Annotated in this window: 15 protein-coding genes; 10 read left to right on the plus strand and 5 right to left on the minus strand. The window is 47.4% G+C overall.

Features of this window, described 5'->3' with window-relative positions; translation table 11 throughout:
- Nucleotide 1: 1 nt before the first annotated feature.
- Nucleotides 2–769 (minus strand): nucleotidyltransferase, encoded by a 768-nt coding sequence (locus QFZ48_RS30855; RefSeq protein ID WP_429046867.1) that lies wholly within the window; start codon nucleotides 767–769, stop codon nucleotides 2–4.
- Nucleotides 770–889: 120 nt separating this feature from the next.
- Between QFZ48_RS30855 and QFZ48_RS30860 the strand changes: the two genes are divergently transcribed.
- The 6 genes from QFZ48_RS30860 to QFZ48_RS30885 all read left to right on the plus strand — a co-directional run bounded on the left by QFZ48_RS30860 (nucleotide 890) and on the right by QFZ48_RS30885 (nucleotide 7,363).
- On the plus strand, nucleotides 890–1,636 hold the full coding sequence (locus tag QFZ48_RS30860; protein ID WP_429046865.1) for a hypothetical protein: 747 nt from the start codon (nucleotides 890–892) through the stop codon (nucleotides 1,634–1,636).
- Nucleotides 1,637–1,887: 251 nt separating this feature from the next.
- Nucleotides 1,888–2,883: a S1C family serine protease gene (locus QFZ48_RS30865; RefSeq protein WP_429046863.1), complete on the plus strand. Its 996-nt coding sequence runs from the start codon at nucleotides 1,888–1,890 to the stop codon at nucleotides 2,881–2,883.
- Between the two features lie 128 nt (nucleotides 2,884–3,011).
- The gene (locus QFZ48_RS30870; protein WP_429065307.1) at nucleotides 3,012–3,608 is read left to right on the plus strand and encodes a TetR/AcrR family transcriptional regulator; all 597 of its coding nucleotides are present in this window, start codon (nucleotides 3,012–3,014) and stop codon (nucleotides 3,606–3,608) included.
- A gap of 13 nt (nucleotides 3,609–3,621) precedes the next feature.
- Complete coding sequence (locus tag QFZ48_RS30875; RefSeq protein ID WP_429065309.1) at nucleotides 3,622–4,764, plus strand: FAD-dependent oxidoreductase; 1,143 nt, start codon at nucleotides 3,622–3,624, stop codon at nucleotides 4,762–4,764.
- 41 nt (nucleotides 4,765–4,805) lie between these two features.
- Nucleotides 4,806–6,140 (plus strand): amidohydrolase family protein, encoded by a 1,335-nt coding sequence (locus QFZ48_RS30880; protein ID WP_429046859.1) that lies wholly within the window; start codon nucleotides 4,806–4,808, stop codon nucleotides 6,138–6,140.
- Between the two features lie 131 nt (nucleotides 6,141–6,271).
- Entirely contained in the window at nucleotides 6,272–7,363 is a 1,092-nt protein-coding gene (locus QFZ48_RS30885) for a serine hydrolase domain-containing protein (RefSeq protein ID WP_429046858.1), read from the plus strand.
- Between the two features lie 123 nt (nucleotides 7,364–7,486).
- On the opposite strand, the gene QFZ48_RS30890 is transcribed toward QFZ48_RS30885, so the two are convergent.
- Entirely contained in the window at nucleotides 7,487–8,506 is a 1,020-nt protein-coding gene (locus QFZ48_RS30890) for a ligand-binding sensor domain-containing protein (protein WP_429065311.1), read from the minus strand.
- Between the two features lie 525 nt (nucleotides 8,507–9,031).
- Between QFZ48_RS30890 and QFZ48_RS30895 the strand changes: the two genes are divergently transcribed.
- The 3 genes from QFZ48_RS30895 to QFZ48_RS30905 all read left to right on the plus strand — a co-directional run bounded on the left by QFZ48_RS30895 (nucleotide 9,032) and on the right by QFZ48_RS30905 (nucleotide 13,253).
- Complete coding sequence (locus tag QFZ48_RS30895) at nucleotides 9,032–11,380, plus strand: TonB-dependent siderophore receptor (RefSeq protein ID WP_429065313.1); 2,349 nt, start codon at nucleotides 9,032–9,034, stop codon at nucleotides 11,378–11,380.
- A gap of 65 nt (nucleotides 11,381–11,445) precedes the next feature.
- The gene (locus QFZ48_RS30900) at nucleotides 11,446–12,606 is read left to right on the plus strand and encodes a PepSY-associated TM helix domain-containing protein (protein ID WP_429046855.1); all 1,161 of its coding nucleotides are present in this window, start codon (nucleotides 11,446–11,448) and stop codon (nucleotides 12,604–12,606) included.
- 152 nt (nucleotides 12,607–12,758) lie between these two features.
- Nucleotides 12,759–13,253: a hypothetical protein gene (locus QFZ48_RS30905; RefSeq protein ID WP_429046854.1), complete on the plus strand. Its 495-nt coding sequence runs from the start codon at nucleotides 12,759–12,761 to the stop codon at nucleotides 13,251–13,253.
- 394 nt (nucleotides 13,254–13,647) lie between these two features.
- Here the strand turns inward: QFZ48_RS30905 and QFZ48_RS30910 are convergent, their stop codons facing one another.
- A complete protein-coding gene (locus QFZ48_RS30910; RefSeq protein WP_429046853.1) occupies nucleotides 13,648–15,336 on the minus strand; it encodes a SusD/RagB family nutrient-binding outer membrane lipoprotein in 1,689 nt (562 codons plus the stop codon).
- 35 nt (nucleotides 15,337–15,371) lie between these two features.
- Nucleotides 15,372–18,806 (minus strand): SusC/RagA family TonB-linked outer membrane protein, encoded by a 3,435-nt coding sequence (locus tag QFZ48_RS30915; protein ID WP_429065315.1) that lies wholly within the window; start codon nucleotides 18,804–18,806, stop codon nucleotides 15,372–15,374.
- A gap of 267 nt (nucleotides 18,807–19,073) precedes the next feature.
- Between QFZ48_RS30915 and QFZ48_RS30920 the strand changes: the two genes are divergently transcribed.
- Nucleotides 19,074–20,039: a terpene synthase family protein gene (locus QFZ48_RS30920; RefSeq protein ID WP_429046851.1), complete on the plus strand. Its 966-nt coding sequence runs from the start codon at nucleotides 19,074–19,076 to the stop codon at nucleotides 20,037–20,039.
- On the opposite strand, the gene QFZ48_RS30925 is transcribed toward QFZ48_RS30920, so the two are convergent.
- Nucleotides 20,040–21,734, minus strand: a complete 1,695-nt coding sequence (locus tag QFZ48_RS30925; protein ID WP_429065317.1) for an ATP-binding response regulator — start codon at nucleotides 21,732–21,734, stop codon at nucleotides 20,040–20,042. It abuts the gene before it with no gap.
- Nucleotides 21,735–21,768 lie beyond the last annotated feature (34 nt).

A 21,768-nucleotide genomic window follows, 5' to 3' on the forward strand; every position in this document is an offset into this window, starting at 1 on the left:
ATCAAACCGTTTTTATGGTAGATGATTTATAATTCCATTCTTTTATATCAGTGGCATATTGTGTCTGATCAATCACAGGTCCCCGGCAAACCCTTTCTGTTGGCGGTGGCAGCTCATACTGTTCCAGCGCCCGTTGCATTAACTCGGCAAAAAGCCAGCGGGGAATGATGCGGTGAAAATCTGCCGGGTATACAAACTGAAAATTGATCAGCTGCTGCAGTAACAAATGCCAGTGCTGATCCAGCCGGAATAAGATCCGCTTCCAGTTGAGTGGATTATGCCGCAGGATCACGTGGTTAACATCCGCGCCGTCGTACCGCTCCCTGTTCTGCACGTATATCTTGCACCAGATCAGTTCTTCAGGAGATATCAGTTTTACCGGCACCCCTTCAAAAATGGCCGGCACAGCGTGTTCATACCAGGTATCATCTACCCGGCAAATGTTATTGACCGTATCAAAAATGATATCTATAAAATATTCTCCCTTGAATACTTTAGCCAGCCAACGCACATCAGTTAATTCTACTGTGTATCCTTCCAGTTTGCCGAAGTATTTCAATATTTTGGGGTATTCAGTCCACTTACAAAAGATATCAAGATCTTTGGTATCGCGATAAATGCCGGTATAATGAAACATGGCAAAAGCGCCACCCAGCATAAATTCCGCCCCACTCTCCTCTAAGTGCAGCAAGGCCTCTTTATAAAAGGCGTGTGCTTCACTGCTGTGCACCGCGGCCTCAAAAACCATGTGTCCGTTAAGATTTGCCATAGCTGCTGGTATTTGGTAGATGAAGTAAAAACCAAACGCTATGCCATGCGCACAACATGGTTTGTTTTTTGGACGCCCTCTTATGTATACTCAACTTTTGTTACTTATAAATTCAGTACAATGGCTACTATGCAAACCACGAAAACAAGTACACGAAAAAGTACACGTACTGCTGCCACAAAGAAAGCAGCGCCCAAAAAAGCGGCAGCCAAAAAAACAGGCAGCATCGCTAAAAAGAGTAAGGTCACTTCTTTCGATAAATTCAAAACCTTTGGCGATAAACAATATACAGGCGTTCAGATAGGCCGGGGGCATCACTGGCACTATGACCAGGGCGATTGGAAAGAAACGAAGATCACACCCGATCTCTGGGAAATATCTTATGCTGTTACCAAGCGCAGAACAGGAAAGGCACCGGAAGGATCCGGTGTGCCGGTGGGTACGGCGTATCACTGGTATATCCTTGCCCATCAAAGTGCGGTGAAGCTTGATGCCAACGACTATGCCACTACCATGACGGGCCTCAAATTCAAGATTGCGCACAAGCGTGCGGATAAAGGCAAATGGAGCACTTCGGGACCTACACAACGAAAGCACCTGATTGCCTTCCTGAAAAAATTTGTGGCACAGCTGGAGAGCACGGTGATCCCGATTGAATTTGAATTGAATGGTAAAAGCTATAAAGGAGAAGCGGTGCCTATATCGGAAACCTGTGCCAAAGGGGTGTGCTATGAAGCAGAAGTGATGCTCAATGATGAAGCCATTGGCATTATACGTTGCGCGAAAAGCGGGTGGAAAATGGATCTTGTAAAAGACAAGAAGCTGATTGATGCTATCGGCAACTGTATTACATTATGGTTTGAGTAGCGGAGGGAAATCGCTTTCCCTCCGCGGTATGATTTATAATTTGTAACCCGGGTTCTGCACCGGGTTGGGATTGGCATCCAGTTGTGCCTGTGGCATAGTTCCTTATTAGATGAAAAACATTCCCCGTCAAAATAGCCAAATAATTATAATTTTCAAGTGCAGAAAAAGTAAAGATGGCATAAAGCCGGTTCATCAAATGTCAAAACGGCATCCGGAATAAACTGGAGATATATTTGAGCCGACTGTACATTATGGATAACTCAATTTCATTTCTCACACAACAGGTGTCGGACGATAAGAGTTTATTGGATGCCTATTCTCAAACCGTTACCGGCGTAGTGGGTACTGTAGCCGAATCGGTGGTACATATAGAAGTACAGAAAAAAGTAAGTGACCAGCGAACGCGGGAAAGGCGAACGCAGGGAGGCACTGGTTCCGGCTTCATTATTTCTTCCGATGGTTTTATTATTACCAATAACCACGTCGTGGAAAACGCCGACAGTATTAAGGTGTCGTTTGTTGACGGCAGGCGCGTAAACGCAGAAATTAAGGGGGCCGACCCTTCCACGGATATTGCCGTATTGAAGATCGACGAAACGGGGTTGAAAGCGATGCCGCTGGCAGACTCCTCCATGCTGCAGGTAGGGCAGATTGCGATTGCCATTGGTAACCCGATGGGATTGCAATATACCGTTACCGCTGGTGTGGTGAGCGCATTGGGGCGTACGCTGCGGGCCAGCAATGGCCGGCTGATCGACAATGTGATCCAGACCGATGCCGCCCTTAACCCCGGCAACAGCGGCGGACCGCTGGTCAACTCCCTGGGGCAGGTAATTGGCGTGAATACAGCAGTTATCGCTTCCGCACAGGGACTTTGCTTTGCCATTTCTTCCAACCTGGCAGCGCAGATTGCCGGTCAGCTGATCCTGCACGGGAAGATCCGCAGGGCGCAGCTGGGTATTGCCGCACAACCGGTAAACCTGAGCAGCAGGATGATTGCCGCCAACAAACTCAGTATCCACACGGGTGTATACGTGTTTGAAACCGTTCCCGATGGTAATTTCTACAACAGCGAACTGCATATCGGCGATATCATTATTGCATTCGACAATAAACCGGTTACTTCAGTTGATGACCTGCATCTTCTATTATCCGACAAACAGATCGGCAGGAAGATCCCGGTAGACATACTGCGGGGTGGCAGGAAGCAGGTAGTGGAAGTAATTCCCGGCGAAATAAAAAATTAATAGTGGCACCTGAAAGACAAAGCTGTTCCGGAACAAGCATGTTCCGGAACAGCTTTTTTTATTATCTCCCGGAAGAAAGATTTCGTAAGTAAACAAACATTTACTTACTTTGCAGTAACATTTATTGCATGAGACCTAAAAACCTGGAGAAGGAGGAAGCCATCCGCACCATTGCATTGCAGATCATTGCTGAAGAGGGACTGGAAAACCTCACCATGCAGAAGCTGGCAAAAGCGGCCAACATATCGCCCAGAACGATTTATATAAAGTATAGGGATAAAGAAGATCTCCTGGTAAAACTTTATATAGAAGAAGTACTGGAGACGTATGAAAAAGCCGTGCTGGAAAACTTTCACGCGGGTATGGACTTTGCGACCGGCGTAAAAAAGCTCTGGCAAAACAGCTTCCGGTACCTGACCCTTAACAGGACGCATTTTGCATTGCTTCAAAACGGGAAAACCTCCCCCCTGCTGAATAAAGCATACCAGCAGGCTAACATACAACAGGGACAGTATTTTAAACCCATCCACCAGTTTTTTAAGCGACAGGTAAAACAAGGCGTGATCCCGAATTTTCATCCCGATATTCTCCGCGCCCTATTATTTGCCCCGCTGCTGGACCTGGTAAATGAATATTTTGATTATACAGAAAGACCCAAACAGCTCATCACAGAAAAAGTGATACTGGAATGCTGCAACGCAGTGATCAAAGGAATGCTGAAATAAATTAAATAACAACATGAGCATCATTCAACACAAAAAAATAGCCATTGTAGGCGGAGGTCCGGGTGGATTAACACTGGCCAGGATACTGCAGATGAACCATGCAGACGTAAAAGTATACGAGCGGGATATTAACAGGGAAGCACGGGTACAGGGCGCTACACTGGATCTCCACGAGGAATCAGGATTAAAGGCACTGGAAGAAGCGGGGCTGACGGAAGCATTCAGGGCCAACTACCGCCCCGGCGCCGACCGGCTACGCATTGTGGACAAACACGCCGCCATTATCCTGGATGACCATGAAAATGGCGGAGAGGACAGGTCGCGCCCCGAAATTGACCGTGGTCCGCTCAAAGAAATACTGCTGGATTCGCTGGAACCCGACACCGTTGTATGGGACAGCCAGTTTGTGTCTATGTCGCCACACCTCCACGGCTGGCTGCTGATGTTTAAAAATGGCAGCACTGCCACGGCCGACATCGTGATTGCAGCAGACGGCGCCAACTCAAAGATCCGTCCATATATCACGCCCATTCCGCCTTTTTATGCAGGCGTTACCATCGTGGAAGGCGCCGTATATGATGCAGCAACCACCTGCCCTAACATCCATGCACTGGTAAAAGGAGGAAAAGTATTTGCACTGGGTGACGCGCAATCTTTAATCGTAAGTTCCAAAGGCGACGGCAGCCTTGTATTTTATACCGGGATAAACACCGCTGAAAACTGGTATAAAACCAGTGGCCTCAATTTTTCAGATAAAACACAGGTACTGGCCTGGTTTGAAGCCACCTTTACCGGCTGGGATCCCGTCTGGCTGGAACTGTTTGAAAATGCCAATGCTAATTTTATAGTACGCCCGCAATACTGCATGCCGTTTGATCAAACCTGGGAAGCATTACCAAACCTTACTATGCTTGGCGATGCTGCACACCTGATGCCTCCCTATGCCGGCGAAGGCGTAAACATGGCGATGCTGGATGCCCTTGAATTAGGACAATTTCTTACCGGGGAAAACTTCCCGGATGTCCATGCTGCCATCGCCGCGTATGAAAAACAAATGCGCGCCAGAGCGGGTGAAACGGCGAGGATGACGATGGAGTCGACGGCGGCATTGCATTCGGAAGAGGCGATTGGTTTTATAATGGGGATAGTGGGGTAGAGAGATTTTCCTATCTTTATTTCTCCATAAAGCATAACGATATGAAAAATTATCTGTTACTCCTCCTCGCTTTGTTACCGCTGGCTGCCTTTCAGCCAACACCACCTGTTAAAGCCATCCTGTTTAAAAACGTGACATTGATCGATGGTAACGGTGGCGCACCAACGGAACATACAGATATATTCATCAAAGATGGAAAAATTGCTGCAACCGGAAAGGATTTACCAGCCGGTGGTGCCACAATAATTGATGGCACCGGCAAAACCGTTATGCCCGCTATCACCAGCGGCCATGTGCATATTGGCATGATGAAAGGCAACGATAACAGCACCGATCCGTATACCCGCGAAAACATATTATCACAACTGAAAAAGTACGCGGACTATGGCATCACCAACATCCTCGTGATGGGATCTGATCAGCCGATGCTGTTTGCATCCGGGTTACGCGACTCCTCTGTAAACGGCTTGCTGCCAGGCGCCCGCCTGTTTTCAGCCGGTTATGGATTTGCCGGTACACAGGGAGGTCCGCCGATGAAGTATGTATATCACCCCGCTACGGTGGCACAGGCTACTACACAACTGGATAGCGTGGCGCTGGTAAAGCCAACGGTAATAAAAATGTGGGTAGATGATTTTGGCGGTTCTGCTCCTAAAATGGACCCTGCTATTTACAAGGCGCTCATCACCCGTGCCCATGCACATCATATCCCTGTGGCCTCACATCTTTACTATCTGGAAGATGCGAAAGGTCTTGTTGCCAGCGGGCTGGACATCATTGCCCACAGCATCCGTGACCAGGAAATTGACGCAGCATTACTACAACAGATGAAAGCCAAGGGAGTCATTTACATCCCCACCCTTTCACTGGATGAATATGCGTATATCTATGCCCGTAAGCCGGAGTGGATCAATGATCCTTTCTTTAAAGCGTCGCTGGAACCAGGCGTATATGAAATGATTACTTCGCCTGCCTACCAGGATAAGTTAAAGAACTCCCCCTCCTACCAACGGAATGTCCATGCATTTGAAACAGCGATGAAAAATGTAAAGAGAATAGCGGATGCCGGCATCATCGTAGCACTGGGTACCGACTCCGGCGCACAACCGGTGCGCACACAGGGATTCTCCGAACACCTGGAAATGGAACTGCTGGTACAGGCCGGCCTGAGTCCCTTACAGGCCATTACCATTGCCACTAAGAATGCAGCTGCTGCGCTGAAAATAGATCAGCACTATGGCACTATAGAAAAAGGTAAAACGGCCGACCTGATCATCCTGGACGCCAACCCTGCACAGGATATTAAGAATACCCGGAAAATAGCAGCAGTATACAAAGCAGGCGAAGAAGTAAGTAAAGGGCCACTGCACCCGTAGTGTAGTGCGCCTGCGTACACCCGGTGTTCATTTTCGATACAGGTATTTTTATTTTAAAATATATAAGAAGATAACAGTGAAGGCTGTGCCAAATGGCATTCTCTTAGGATAAGTGTTTTCAAAAAACCAACATGAAACATTTTATCCCCGCATTTCTTTTATGCTTATCAACCCTTCTTTCGCAGGCGCAGGTAACAACTGATAATCTTCATAAAACAAAAGTGGACAGTCTTGTTCAATCTGCGCTCACCATTTTTATGCAGGACAACGCCCGCGTTAGTGCAGAAGTAGGGGTATATACCGGCGGACAGACCTATATCTACCGTTACAGTAAAACAAACCTCCCCGCTCCCAACACACCCTACGAAATAGGTTCCGTTTCCAAAACATTTACCGGCTATTTACTGGCCAAAGCAGTAACAGATAAAAAAGTGAAACTGGATGATGACATCCGCTTTTACCTGAACGGCGACTATCCCAACCTGCAATACAAAGCACATGCTATCCAGCTGAAACACCTGATTGCACACGTTTCCGGCTTACCCTTCATGCTGCCCGACCGTCGCGATCTTTTCCAGCGCCCTGATGATTCCATCCCGGGCGTGATCGATAGTTTGCAGCACGACTATTCCATGGCTGCTTTCCTCAATGATCTTCACCAGGTACAACTGGATACCATTCCCGGTTATCATTTCAAATATTCCAATGCAGGGGCACAACTACTTGGGTTCATACTGGAACGCATATACGGCATGCCGTACGCCCAACTGGTGAGAAAATATATTACCCGTCCGCAGCAGATGAAATACACCACTGCAGCACTTCCTGATAATGCGGCGAAAGGCTATAATCAACAGGGACGGATCATGCCATACAATCCCCCGCTGTTGCTGGCTGCCGGCGGCATCTATTCTTCCGTAGCCGATATGCTGCAATATGTCCGCCTGCAAACCGATGAAAACAACCCGGTAGTAAAATTAACACACCAACCTGCCTGGGGCGATATCAATAGCTATGCGATGGGGTTAAGCTGGCAGATGAATAAAACCAGCAACGGTATAAGAAGGATCTGGCAAAGCGGCGGCACGTTTGGATTTTCCAGTTACTGCGTCGTTTACCCTGAACGGAATACCGGTATTGTGATATTAACGAATGAAGCCGACCGCACTGCACAAGATGCGTTGAGTGTGGCCGCAGGAAAAATATTTGAAGGATTGGAGTAGCAATAAAGGTATTCTAAGTCAGAGATAAATACTAGTCAGCCACTTGCCGATGCTGAAAAATGTGCCGCCTGAAGCACAATTCCATCTTAAAATGGCTGGCTATTACTTTATTTCTGACTTTCTTTACTTTTTAAAGTCTGTAAAGGTCTTTCCATCATAACGATGCACCCCGCCTCCGGATCCAAACCAAATACTTCCATCGTTAGCTTCTAAAAGTCCCAAAAAAGCTGGTGGTCCTGACAAGATTTCGGTTACAGCAGGTTTTTTGTTGTACAAGGACTTTGCATCATAACGTGAAAGCGCCCAGACTGACCCACCAGGAGGATTTATGCTACCTGTAGTCCAGATGTTTCCTTTTTCATCTTCGATTATTGCATAAGCCCCCCTCTGCGACACCTTAGTAAACGTTCTGCCGTCATAGCGCCAAAGACCACCAGCGTCACCGAACCAAATGCTTCCTTTTTTATCTTCGATTATTGACCAAACGTTTTTAAACGCTTTGCCATCTTTGTCTTTTAAAACGGTAAATGTTTTTCCATCATAAAAACAAGGCCCGTCCCATGTGGCAATCCATAATTTCCCTGTTTTGTCTTCCATGATAGCCTTAATACCATTATTGGGAAGTCCGTCTTTCGTTGTAAAATTTTGAAAGGATTTCCCGTCGTAACGGCTTAGCCCATTTCCGCCGAACCAGATATTACCTCCTTTATCTTCATAAATAGACATAACCATGTTATTGGCAAGCCCCTCCCTGGTTGTAAAATGTTGAAAGGTTTTGCCGTTGTCATTATAAACTCCGGAATCAGTGGAAGCGAACCAAAGGTTTCCGTGTCGATCTTCCAGAACATCCCAGAATCTGTGCGAACCTATTTTATTACTTGTGAGATTAGTAAACGATTTTCCATCGTAGCGAAAAGCACCACTCCATGATGCAGCAATCAAAATGTCTCCATTTCTGGCCTGCTTTACATGCCGAACCTGACTCTTAGGTACCTTGGAGGTAGCCAACTCTTTAAGTTGGGACTCGGAGTAGCCATTGTGTTCTTTACTGAAATTATCTTGTGGTACGTTTATTTGGTTTTGTCCGCAGGAAGTATGAAAAACAAGCATCCAGAAGAGGACATATACGTGTGCATATTTCATAATTTTTTCTATTTAATTATCGGGAACAGAAACACTGGCAGACCTATCGCTGCATTGCTTTCTTAGACATGTAGCCAGTTAACGACATCCTTAGCGCCATGTTTCTGTTGAGCCTGCACAGAAGAGTGAATTAGTTCAGCGGGCATAGTGAGCAGGCTATTCAAAAAGGTTCCTTTATTTTTCATATCCTATTAAAGCTTGATACAGCGAACCTACTTTAATCCTTTTAACTTCAAGGATCCTGATTGTAAATTAAAATGTAAACTTTGTAAATTGTTGTGGGAAGAACCCAGTCGCAACGGTAGTGCAGCATCCTTTATACCGCTAAACTAAAGGTCCTTATAAAGAAGTAAACCCTCTTTTTTATAAGGACCTAATTCCTGCTATCTTTTTTTTCCCGATTGAGTAAACCAAATTCCCGATCCGATTCCTTTGTGCCCCTCCTGCCTCCTACCTTTGCGAACATAAATACTATGTTCGTCTGTTGTAGCATTCCCACTATTCCCTAAATCTTAAAAACTGATCATGAAAGTTATTGCATTGGCAATGGCATGTGCGTTACTGGCCTTGTTAAACACGGCTGTTAAAGCGCAGCATCCGGCACACGGCGTCATCAAAGGCCGCATTACAGTGGAAGACGGCACACCGGTTCCTGGTGTGGGACTCCGTTTGAAAGATTCCCGCAAACAAACTACCTCCAACGAAAATGGAACGTATACACTCCGCAATATTACTCCCGGCACATATACCGTGGAGATTTTTATAACCGGCCGTGATGTGGTCAGCCGTTCAGTGACCGTAACAGCAGGAGAAACTGCGGAAGCCGATTTCCAACTCAGTGCTTCCAAACAAACTTTGCAGGAAGTGATTGTAGCAAGCGGTCGTAATAAATTTGCAAAAAAAGAAACAGATTACGTAGCCCGCATGCCGTTGAAGAACCTGGAAAATCCGCAGGTATACAGCATTGTAGGATCCGAGTTGATGCAGGAGCAGGTTATCGTGGATTATAAAGATGCGATCAAGAATGTAGCCGGCGTGAATTCCACTGAAACGGTGAGCAATGGCCGTACCTCTACTATTATCCGTGGCTTCCGCACGCAGAACTATATACGAAATGGTATGATGGCCAACCAGCTGGTAACGGTAGACGTATCCAACCTGGAAAGGATTGAAGTGATCAAAGGTCCTTCCGGCACATTATTTGGCACCGGCGCCGTATCTTATGGCGGGCTGGTAAACCGTGTGACCAAGAAACCTTTCGATACCTTCAAAACAGATGTTAGCCTGACCGCAGGAAGTTACAACCTGAATCGCATTACCATCGATCTGAATGCACCGCTGAATAAGGAAAAAACAGCACTGCTGCGCGTAAACTTCGGCAGGCATGCCCAGGAAAGCTTCCAGGAAGCAGGCTTCAAAAGAAACTATTTCCTGTCTGCCGCCTTCTCTTACCAGGCTAATGAGCGACTGAGCTTCCTCGTAGACCTCGAAACGTTCCGTAACCGCGGAACACCGTCCATCGCCTATCTGAACCCGGCAGCCGGTGTTACTGATTACAAAGAGGCAATGGGTAAATACTATAAGCGGACCTTTTATACCAATGATCTTATATCTACTTTCCCCGGATATAACGTATTCGCACAAATGAATTATAAGATCAACAGTAACTGGAACACCACCACCGTATTCTCCACCGGCGGTGTGAACGCCCGCGAACAGTACCAGTTCTCCGGCAACTGGCTGCCGGGAAAAGATAGCATCACCCGTCAGCTTCAGAAGTATAGTCACAACTACAATACTATTCAGCTCCAGCAGAACCTGAATGGTACTTTCCATACCGGTTCCATCAAACACCGTATACTGGTGGGTCTGGATTACCTGGCTGATATCACGCAGCCAACTTATACTTCCCGCTTCATCCTCGATACGGTGAGCGCTTCAGCACCTACCAGGTTCCTGATGATGGAAAAAATTTATCCTATGTTCCCCACTCCTACTGCACAGGCGAATAACTTCTATAAAAGCCATCTTGACCGCTACGGCATCTATGCTTCAGATGTGATCAATTTTACGGATCGCCTGCTGTTGATGCTAAGTCTCCGTTGGGATAAAGTAGATAACCAGGGCACCACCAACCTGCTGAACGGCAATGTAACCGGCAGCTACAGCAAATCATCTTTCTCTCCAAAATTCGGCGTGGTATACCAGCTGATCAAAGACCAGCTGTCTGTTTTCGCCAACTACCAGAACGGCTTTACTTACAGCGCCCAAACAGATAAACAGGGTAACCTCTTCAAGCCGGAACAGGCCAACCAATGGGAAGGCGGCGTGAAAGCAGAACTGTTTGAGCGCAAATTAAACGTTACCCTCAGCGCATACGACATTAACGTGACCGACAAGCTGCGCTCAAATCCCGAAGACCCCGCCTTTTCAATACAGGATGGATCGCAGAAAAGCAAAGGCTTTGAAGCCGAAGTGATCGCCAATCCTTTCCCTGGACTTAACATTACAGCCGGTTACGGGTTCAACGAAAGCGAGATCACCAAAGCCAATGCTAACGTAGGGAAACGACCTGCGCGCTCCGGCGGTAAGCATATGGCCAACACCTGGATCAGCTACCGGCTGGTGAAAGGGAAACTACAGGGCCTCGGCATTGGCGGCGGATTGTTTTACAACAGCGAAACGCCTTTTGATGATGCTAATACCTTGTTCTTCCCTGCCTATGCACTCGTAAACAGCACCGTGTTCTACGACCGGCCTGGTTACCGCATCGGTATAAAACTGGATAATGTTTCAAATACCATGTATTGGGGTCCATGGGGCGAGCCGCAGCCGCCACGTAACTATGCGGTGAACCTCGTGATCAAACTATAGGGTTTTCGCCATTCATACATCCATGAAAGCACGGTTCGCTGTGCTTTCATTTTACATTTTAACACATGCGCATCAAAAAAATATTCGGTTGGCTGCATCTCTGGCTGGGACTCGTTTCCGGGATCATTGTATTCATCATTTCCATCACCGGCGCCATTTACGCCTGGGAACCGGAATTGTCTGAATACACGGCTTCCTATCAGCACGTAACTCCGCAGGACCTGCCCTTTCAGCCTGTAACTGCCATCCGTACAGCGGGAGAAGCCAGCATGGGTGGCGAAAAGGCATTCCGCATCCTGTACCAGGGGAAAGACAAAGCGGCCGTGGTTCAGTTCTTCCAAAAGAAACCCTATCACTACTACAACGTATACGTAAATCCCTATACGGCCAAAGTGCAGAAGGTGCTTAACCGCGACGATGAGTTCTTTCATTTTATCCTGCAAGGCCATATGCACCTGTGGCTCCCGCAGGAAACCGGCGGCGTTATAGTCGGATGCAGTACATTGGTGTTCTTCCTGATGCTCGTAACCGGCATCGTGCTGTGGTGGCCGCGCAACAAGGCCCGCCGGAAAGTCAGCTTCCGCGTTAAGCTGGATGCTTCGCCAAAAAGACTGAACTATGATCTCCATAATGTGCTGGGATTTTATGCCAGCTGGATCGTTATTTTCGCCGCCTTAACCGGCCTGGTATGGAGCTTCACCTGGATGGCGCAGGCTGAATTCTGGGTATTCAGCGGCGGCCAGAAAAGGCCGGGTGCCGTGCCGGTGAAATCCGGTAATCATGCGCCGGTGAAAGACAGCACCCTCATTAACCAGGTATTTGGATCCTTTATGGACCATTATCCGCAGGCCGCAGGCTACAGCATTTCCCTGCCTGCCAACGATTCCGCAGCCATCATTGCCAGGGCCTACCCTGGTCGCCACCAGTTTTATGATGCCGACTACCTCTATTTCGATCAGCATACCGGCCGGGAAATTACGCCTTCCTATCTCGGTAAGTATAAAGACGCCACCGTGGCAGAGAAAGCGGTACGCATGAATTACGACATCCATGTGGGCAGCATCGCCGGACTCCCGGGCCGGCTCCTGATGTTCTTCGCCGCCCTGATTGCCGCTTCTTTACCTGTTACAGGTTTTCTCATCTGGTGGGGCAGAAAGAAAAAATCAACACCGAAGCGTCCAGCAAAAAAAGAAAGCATTAAGAATTTTCACGCCGTGCCGGATTGATGTATCCGGCTTCTGACTTACCGGGAAACTTATTAGTCTTATCAAACAGGAAGTTGTAACTTCATTAACAATACAAAAAGACGCTTTAGCAATAAGACATTGTGATACAAGAAAAGTAGCAACCGTGTAAATTCCTCTTAACTGATACTGTTATGAAAACACTGCTCTTTCTATTCCTGCTGCTTCCCCTGATTTCATCAGGCTTTGCCACAGATACCGTTCCCTACTTCTACCTCACTCCCGCAGACGCCGCAAAAATACTGGGCCAGCCTGCATTACTCACCCTGAAATCAGAAAAACAGGAACGCGATGCACTGAAGTACCGCTGCGCTTTTACAGCCGTGGAATCGGACCCCGTTTCCGGGAAAACCGGTAATGTGTACTACAACTATGAAAAGTACCGTTCAGTAGCTGCTGCACAAAAAACCTACACCGGTATATTGGACGACAACCGCCACAATGGCAACATCCAGCTACTCGATAACACCGGCGATGAAGGCTTCTTTCAAACCGACAGCGATAACTTCCAGCTGATCATGGTAAGAAAGAAGGATAAAATTATCCGGATGAAAGTCAATAAGGTGACGAGTACCTCTTCTTTAACAGCGCTGAAAGAAACCGTTAACAGGATAGCCGCCACGTTATAGTACCCTGCCGAAAGTTTGAGATTCGAAGTTACTCTTCTGCATAAATGCATAAAAATAAACCTGCCGGTTTTGCCGCTTTTTGCCGGATTATGCCGGAATCTGTTGCGGCCAGAAATAGTCACAGTGTATGGGGAGTGTATCATGAGAGTATTGTGAGAGTATGGGAACTGTATCGGGACTGTATGGGGACTGTATGGGGAATACGACACATAGACGAGTCCTAAGTATCTGAGAAGTATTGGAGATGTATCCGAGAAGTATTGGAGAAGTAATAAAGAGACTTATTAATCGGCCACTGAAATTCAAATTTACCATATTAATTCTCATTCAACCGGAAAATAAAAAAACTGCCTCATTATAAATGAGGCAGTCTTCTTTGAGTAACACCACTTCTCTACAATCCCTTTCCAAAATCCGGCGCCTGTTTATCATACCAGATCCTTTGCGAACTCAGTGTAGGCAAATCCTGTGCATTGGGCGTAAAGCCCTGCTGCTGCATCGCCGTATTCCAGTTGGCCCTGTTTACTTCGCCTGGATCTGTTAACCAGAACCGGCGCGGTATCAGCTCATTAAAAGTTTCCCTGCCATAGTAAGCAGAACCCGTTTTCGGATACCCTGTGCGCCTGCAAAATACATACGCTTCATTAGCCTGCCGGTACATGCTCAGGTAAGCCTGTATGTAGATCCGTTCGAGGTTATTAACACCATTGAATTTCACCTGCGCATTATTCAGATAGGCATTGATTTCAGTTAACCCCGTGCCCGTGTAAGCGGTAGTAGAACCGGCTGCTACCGCAATCGCATTCATGGTTTGAATGGAAGATGTAATACCTTTCTTATACCAGTCTTCCGCCGTTCCTTTGGTATCCGCTCCACCGGCATATCCTTTCTGTATAAACTCTGCTATATAAAAACAGGTTTCGGCGTAGGTAACCGGTACATCGAGGAAATTGCCCGTAGCCGAGTTCAGTTTGGGAGAAAAGAACCTGCGGTTAATGGGCGATATCAGGTTGTATTTGGTATACTGGCTCACAATAAACCCATTCCCGATATACGCTGCCACCGTAGGATTGGTGGTCCAGTCGGCCGGACCGCCCTGGTACATGATCAGCGGATCGTTGGGATTAATGAAAGCAGGCAATGTAACGTTGTATTTTGCCAGCGAATCTTTATAACCGCCTACCAGGTCGTTCTTTTCAAAATATACCGGTAAACGCGGGTCCTGGCTCTTTTTCAGGAACGCCATGATGGACGTGGTGGCATAACGGCGGCTGCGGTAATCGATATCTCCCCCGTTGCCAAAGGGCGTATAGGTGCTGTTGAGATACTTCACCTGTGAATCGTCGCCATCAATAGGCCCGGTAGCATCTTTTAATACCTGCTGAAAAATGGCCTGGCATTTTGCTTTATCAGCGTTCTCTAACCTGGCGGCTATACGAAGTTTAAGCGTGTTGGCCAGCTTCACCCATTTAGTCCAGTCGCTCTGGTAAAAAATATCCGATTGACCGTAGCCTACCTGCGCAGGCAGTGAATTATTGGACAGCACCGCAATGGCCGCATCGAGTTGTGAAAGCCAGTTATTGAACAGGGCGGGCTGCTCATCGTATACCGGTCCGTATTGCGCCTGGTAACGGCCTTCAATGGCTTGTGAATAAGGAATGGAGCCATTCATATCCGTTACTTTAATCCCGTGGAGCACCTGTAATACGTAGGTGGCCATCGCAATCTTCTGGTACGCATCTTTATTCGGCATCGCCTCTACCTGCTTTCTTATCTCAAAAAGATTAGGTAAGATTTGCAGGTAGTAGTTATTATAGCGGGTATTTACATTGTTGGTGATTTCGTACGGACTGGAAGTAACATGCTGCGTAAAACGCATCAGCTGTTCCATGCTTTCCCACACCCATTCTGTACCCTGGTAGGTAATGATCTTATCCTGCGAATAACTTAAAAGGAACTTCACATCCGGCTTGGAAACGAGACTGGGGTTGGTATTGATATCTCCGAAATTTTTAGAGCACGAACTAACGCCCAGCAGTGCCAGCAACAAACCGGTTCTTATATATTGAAATGTATTTTTCATGATCTTGATTTTTTGTTTGTACAATTTAATTTCCTTTAGAACCCAACCCTGATAGTGCCTGCAATGGAGCGTACCATCGGCAGAAATCCTTCTTCACCGGAGAAGGCCGTGTTATTGGAGTTGTTGGAAGCAGGATTGTAATTAAAAGGCAATGAATTGTACAGGTATAGTAAGTCGCGGCCAATAATCGCCACGCTGAGATTATTCAGCATCAGCTTCTTGCAGAGTGCCGGTGAAAACTGGTACGCCAAAGACACCTGTCTCAAAGAAATCCAGGAATTCTTTTTGATCCAGTAATCGGAAACACCGGTAGAAGAAGAACCATAGCGATAATAAAACTGCGGGGCATGCGTAGGTTCCACAAAACCTTTTTCATAAGCCTGCTGATAGGTCATGCCGCCTACATTTACCTGTGAGCCATCGGGCATGGTCACCATCTGGCCTTTGGCAAATACGCCGTCGGGAATAAGTCCGTCGTCGTAGGTTTGCTGATCATACTTGCTGGTCCAGGTGATGCCGCCATGTTCTGCATCCCTTCCCTGGAGCGTGTTGGGCAATACGCCGGTATGTGTGCCATAGCGATAGGTAAGCAGTACAAAGTCACCGCCAAATTTGCCATCCAGTAATACGTTCAGCGAAAGATTTTTAAACCGGAAAGTATTGCTCCATCCTGCTCGGAACTTTGCATTGATATCACCTACATCCTGCAGGGTGTTGCTGCGGGCAGGAAATCCGGCGCGTGCATCGGAGCGCCAGGCCAGTTCAGGTTTGCCGTTATTGGGATCGGCTACCGGGTTGCCGTTGGCGTCGGTGGCCTGGTATGCTTTTGAATGGATGGTAGTACGGAGGGTACCGTAGGATTTACCTACAATAGCCCAGGTACTGATTTCTCCTACATTAGCTTTCAGGTCGTACTCTGTTCTGCCGGGGTACAGCGATTTAATGAGGTTCCTGTTGAGAGAGTAGTTCACGCTGGTGTTCCATTCAAAGCTGTTTGTTTTCACCGGTGTTCCATCGATCATCACTTCCAGGCCCCTGTTCTGGATATTTCCGGCGTTGATGATAATGCCTTCCAGTCCGGATTCCGGCGGAGTGCCAATATCGAGGATCTGGTTTTTGGTATTATCCTGGTAAACAGATACATCAAAGCCTACCCGGCTTTTGAAGAAACGCATTTCCATACCCAGTTCCTTAGCTACTTTTCTTTCGGGTTTCAGATCGGGTACCAGTGCAATAAATTTACCGGTAAGCGGATCAGGGTACCGGCTGTAAGTAGAGATGGGCAGGTCCAGACCGCCGGAAGAAGTGTAACCGTTAAACGCAAATCCGGGGTTAATATTAAAAGGATCGGTATCATTACCCAGTCCGGCGATATTACCTCTTAACTTACCATAGGAAATCCATGCAGGCAGTTTAAAGGTTTCGGAGAACAGCCAGGAAACGCTGACAGCCGGGTACTGGTAAAAGAAATTACCGCTGCCATCTGTATAGGTGAGCGCGGATGACCAGTCGCCGCGGAAGGTACCCTGTACAAACAGCTGGTTTTTCCAGGCCAGGTCCACGCTTGCATAAATAGAGTTAAAGGCTTTCTTACTTTTCAGCCCGCCTTCTGCTCTTGGCTTCTCTACAGAGTTTGCCAGGAAGTAATTGCCGGGGTAACTGAGTCCGCCTACTGTTTCGCTGTAATTGTAGGTAGTTTGGAAACGTTGGGTTTCACCGCCTATGTAACCGCTGAGGTCAAGATCTTTCGTGAGGGTTTTATTAATGGTTCCCATCCATTTAAAGAAATAACTTTCTTTGCTCGTATGTCCAATACCGTATAAGCCACCGGTGAAATTCTGTCCCTGTCCCAGTTCTTTGTTTTCATTTTTGGTGTACAGGTTATTTACGTTGCCTTCCAGTACCAGGTTAGCCCAGGGGGTGAGCTTAGCGGTAATGGCTACACGCCCGCGGATGGTTTGCTCATTCTGGAAATAATCGTTTTCATATAAATTAAACCAGAAGCGGGATTCCGGCGACTTGTTCGTTTCATTAGGATCTGCCGGGTTGGGAGCGCCGCCGAGTGCGCTGGTGTAATGTGCTTTTTGCATCCAGTAACGCGTATCATAGTTACGTGGCAGGATCCAGGTAAACAGTTTACCGAAGTTATAGGAAGCAAAGGCATCCAGGCCACCCAGCCGTGGCGGGTTCCTTCCGGTGAAATAGGTGTAGTTGGTGCTTACATCAGCGCTCAGGAATTTATTGATCACATGGGTAACGCGTGCTTCCACGCTGTTTTTGAGCAGGCTATTTTTAGCTACAATACCTTCGCTCTGGTCGCGGGTGTAGGACACGCGGAAGGTGGAGCGGTCGTTACCGCCATCTAGCGACACGTTGGTAGCGGAACCATGACCGGTTTGAAATGCGTCGAGGAAATTATTGGGTTGCGCTACATATTTTGTGGGGGTGCCGTCGTAGTTGATAACGTCCTGGCCGGCAAAGCGGGGTCCCCAGTTCTCCAGTTCCCGTCCTATCTGCCGGTCGATATACGGCTTACCGGTGGCCGGGTCTGTGGGGAACACCTTTGTTCTCCATTGTTCGTTCGGTTTGTAATTGGGATCGCGGTTATCAGTAAAAAAATTGCCTACGGTGCCACCGCCGAATTCATTCTGGAAGTCGGGGCCGGAGTAAGGTTTGAATACATTAAACGTCTGACTAACGTTAATGCCTAAACCTTTTCTTTCATGTCCTTTTTTGGTAGTGATGAGGATGACCCCGTTGATAGCGCGGGAACCGTATAACGCGGCAGCGGATGATCCTTTGAGCACGGTAACAGACTCAAAGTCTTCCATGTTCAGGTTCTTCAGGTCATTACCAAAGTCACGGCCCGTACCGCTGAACGTGCCATTATCCACGATTACGCCATCTATCACAAAAATGGGCTGGTTGTTACTACGGAGGGTGGAGTTACCGCGGATCACTATCTTGGTGCTTCCAAAAAGTCCGCCTGCGCCCTGGTCGATCTGCACGCCGGCTACTTTTCCCTGCAGGGCATTCACCGGGTTTACTTCATTGGTCATGGCCAGGTCGCCGCCTTTAATTTCAGTTGCCGAAAAGCCCAGGCTCTTTTTAGCTTTGGTGATACCCAAAGCGGTGACTACTACTTCTCCCAGCTGTTTGTTGTCTTCCACTACGGTGACGTTGATAGTGGTTTGGTTGTTAATGGGAATTTCCTGGCGCAGATAGCCGATGGCATTAAAGACCAGTACGCCATTGGCCGGTGCGCTGATGGAATAGTTACCGGCTGCATCGGAAACGCTGCCTGTTTTAGTACCTTTCAGTAATACAGAAACGCCAGGTATGACTTCCTTTTTGGTGGAAGTAATTGTTCCGGTGACTTTAATGTTTTGGGCAAAGGCTGCAGCAGTACAGCAGAGCATCAGGTATAAAGAAAATGTTCCGCGTTTGCAGGAACGTAAACAAGTCCACATACATGTGAGTTTTAAGGTTGATAATACTTATGCTATTGACTGATTTGAATTGCGCGATTTGTTCACTTGCTTATGATGGTTGATTACAGTAACGGTTGATAATTTGCTTATAACTATAACGGCTGAATTGGTCAATTGTTCATTGTTGCAGAAGTGTTCCTGCTATTTTTTCACACGTCGCCAGGTACATTGAGATTTTTGTAAAAGTAATCTAAAGCCAACTATCAACGTCAACTTTTATCTATTCACTTTTAAATACAATGTGTCATGTTTACAACCATTTCCCGTCCGGACCTTTATTGTCCATATCCTCAGCGCCTGCATCCGCAGGTACATGAAGCGGATGCACATACCACCGGTTGGGTGCATACTTTTCATCTTGCTACAGACGAAAGCTCCTGGAATGCTTATCATGATCAGAAGTTCACCTGGATGGTAGCCAGGATGTTCCCGGATGCACCGTTTTTTTCGCTATGTATTGCGAGCGATTTTAACACGCTTCTTTTTTTGTGGGATGATCATCTCGATGCGCTGGCGCCTAATGAATTCAACACCGGCTTTGAGCGTATGGCGCATCACATGATGCAGATCCTGCAGACCGGCCGGACGTTTACGCTGGACAGCGGCGGTCCCCTGCTGGCTGCCATGAGCGATATCTGGCAGCGGATGTGCCGGATCAGCAACCGGGCCTGGCAGGCGCGTTTCGCCCGCAGCCTGAAAGATGCCTTTACTGCCAATTTGTGGCGTATGCAACACGTGGATCATGCCCGCAATATTTCCCTGAAAGATTATATGCGCTTTCGCCCCCAGATCGGCGGCGCTAACTTTTTCCTGGAACTGGCTACCCTGATGAGCGCCATCCATCTGCCCGCCGATCTGCGCGCCAACCCGCAGGTAAAAAACATGGGATTATATTGCAGCCGTACCATTTGCTGGGCCAACGATCTCTACTCCTTCTCGAAAGAATCAGAACTCGGCGATGAACTGAACCTGGTTATGCTGCTGAAACATCACCAGCAGCTTACGCTGGACCAGGCGGTAGAACAGGCCGTGAAGATCCACAACTCCGAAGTTGCATTGTTCAACAACACCGCCGATGTGCTCACCGCTGTATGCGCAGCTGGCGTACGGCCGGTACTGGAAAAGTATATTTTAACGTTGGGACAAATGATGAAAGGCAACATCGACTGGAGTGGTAAAGATACTACCCGCTATCAGTACGTATATGCGTAACTATTGGAACAACACTTTATTTACGGTGCTGTTCAACAGTTTAAGATCAATAGGTTTAGAGATATATTCCCTGGCGCCCGCACCCAGCATATCATCGATCGACTCCTGGAATGCATCGCCCGATACGGCGATCACCGGAATATTTTTTAAAGCAGGTATATCACCGAGCAGTTGAAGGGTATCTTTCCCGCTAAGTCCCGGCATATAACTATCTATGAAAATAAGATCCGGTTTTTCATCCATTGCTTTGTTAATACCTTCTGCCCCGCTGCCGGCCACTATGGTAGTGAAGCCGAGCCTGCGCAGAAAGCTGGACAATACCAGCTGGCTCATCTCATTATCATCAATTACCAGGCTTTTCAGCCCTTTATGGAGCGTTAATTCCATCCAGCCTCCCTGGGCAGGCGACGGCGCCGAACTCACCGTTAATGGCAACCGCACAATAAAGGTGGCTCCTTCTTCCGGTATACTGGTAACAGTAATCTTTCCACTCATCATTTCCACATATTTTTTTGTGATCGGTAATCCAAGACCCGTTCCCTCAAAATCGCTTTTACCTGATTTAAACGGTGTGAACAGGGTCACCAGGTCCGCTGCAGGAATACCCTGGCCCTGGTCCTTTACCATGAACTGCCAATGTGCTTCTTCGCACAAAACGCCAACTGAAATCAGGCTGTTGGTGCGGGTAAATTTGATGGCGTTAAACAGCAGGTTATTCAGTACCTGTGCCAGTTTGTTTTTATCTGCCAGTATATAGCAGGGCATATCTTCTGCAATATCTGCCCTGATCTTTATTCCCCGCAGATCAGCAATGTATTGGTATACGATGATCTTGTCGGAAATCAGTTCGCGGATATTAAATGATTCGGGATGAATGGCATGGGCTGCGCCGTCTTCTATTTTAGAAATGGCCAGCACATTATTGATGATCTGTAAAACATTATGCGTAGCGGAATACAGGTGCTCTATTTCCGGGCGGATATCACTATAACGTTCCTCTTTCTGCGCTTTCATCATCAGATCCTGGCTGATACCGTAAATGGCATTCAGCGGGTTCCTGATTTCATGGCTGGTTTCCCTGACAAAGATCGTTTTCTCATCCGTTGCTTTTGCCAGTTTTATATTGAGCGTTTTTAGTTTTCTTACATACAGGAAGATAGTAGCTACATCCAGCAAAAGTATAGCCGGTAGCGTTATCCAGCGGATGATAAATTGCTGGCTATGCCCCATTTCCATGGGAGTGATCAGTGTGTAGTAATAATTGATTTCGCAGGCCGTTACCGACACCACCGCCACCACGATACTGGCTACCACCAGCGCGCGTGTTCTGAAAATCATGAGCGACGCCCCGAGCAGGAACAGGAATAACAGGTGTACTTCCGTTAACATGCCCATTACGGCGCTGAAATAAACGATGGCGATATTGTTAATGGCAATGAAGGCGATGCTGGCTAAAACGGGTTTATTTACAGCGTTAAGGAAAAATACGCCGAGGAAAAGTCCGGCTTCTATATAAGCAGGGATCAGCAGGTCAAATTTCCCGGTGCCCATGTAAGCAGGGATGCCGAATAAAAGGCAAAGCGTGGTGGTAACAACAGAAAAAGTATTAACCATCCTGGTCACCTTTGCCAGCGATTCCTCCTGGCGGAAGGTTCCGGTATTTACAACACGGTGAAAAAGTTGACCGATGTTCATATGGCTATATTTTGAGAGGCATTCGCGGGATAGC

The organism is Chitinophaga sp. W2I13, from assembly GCF_050434005.1.
Classification (GTDB): Bacteria; Bacteroidota; Bacteroidia; order Chitinophagales; family Chitinophagaceae; genus Chitinophaga.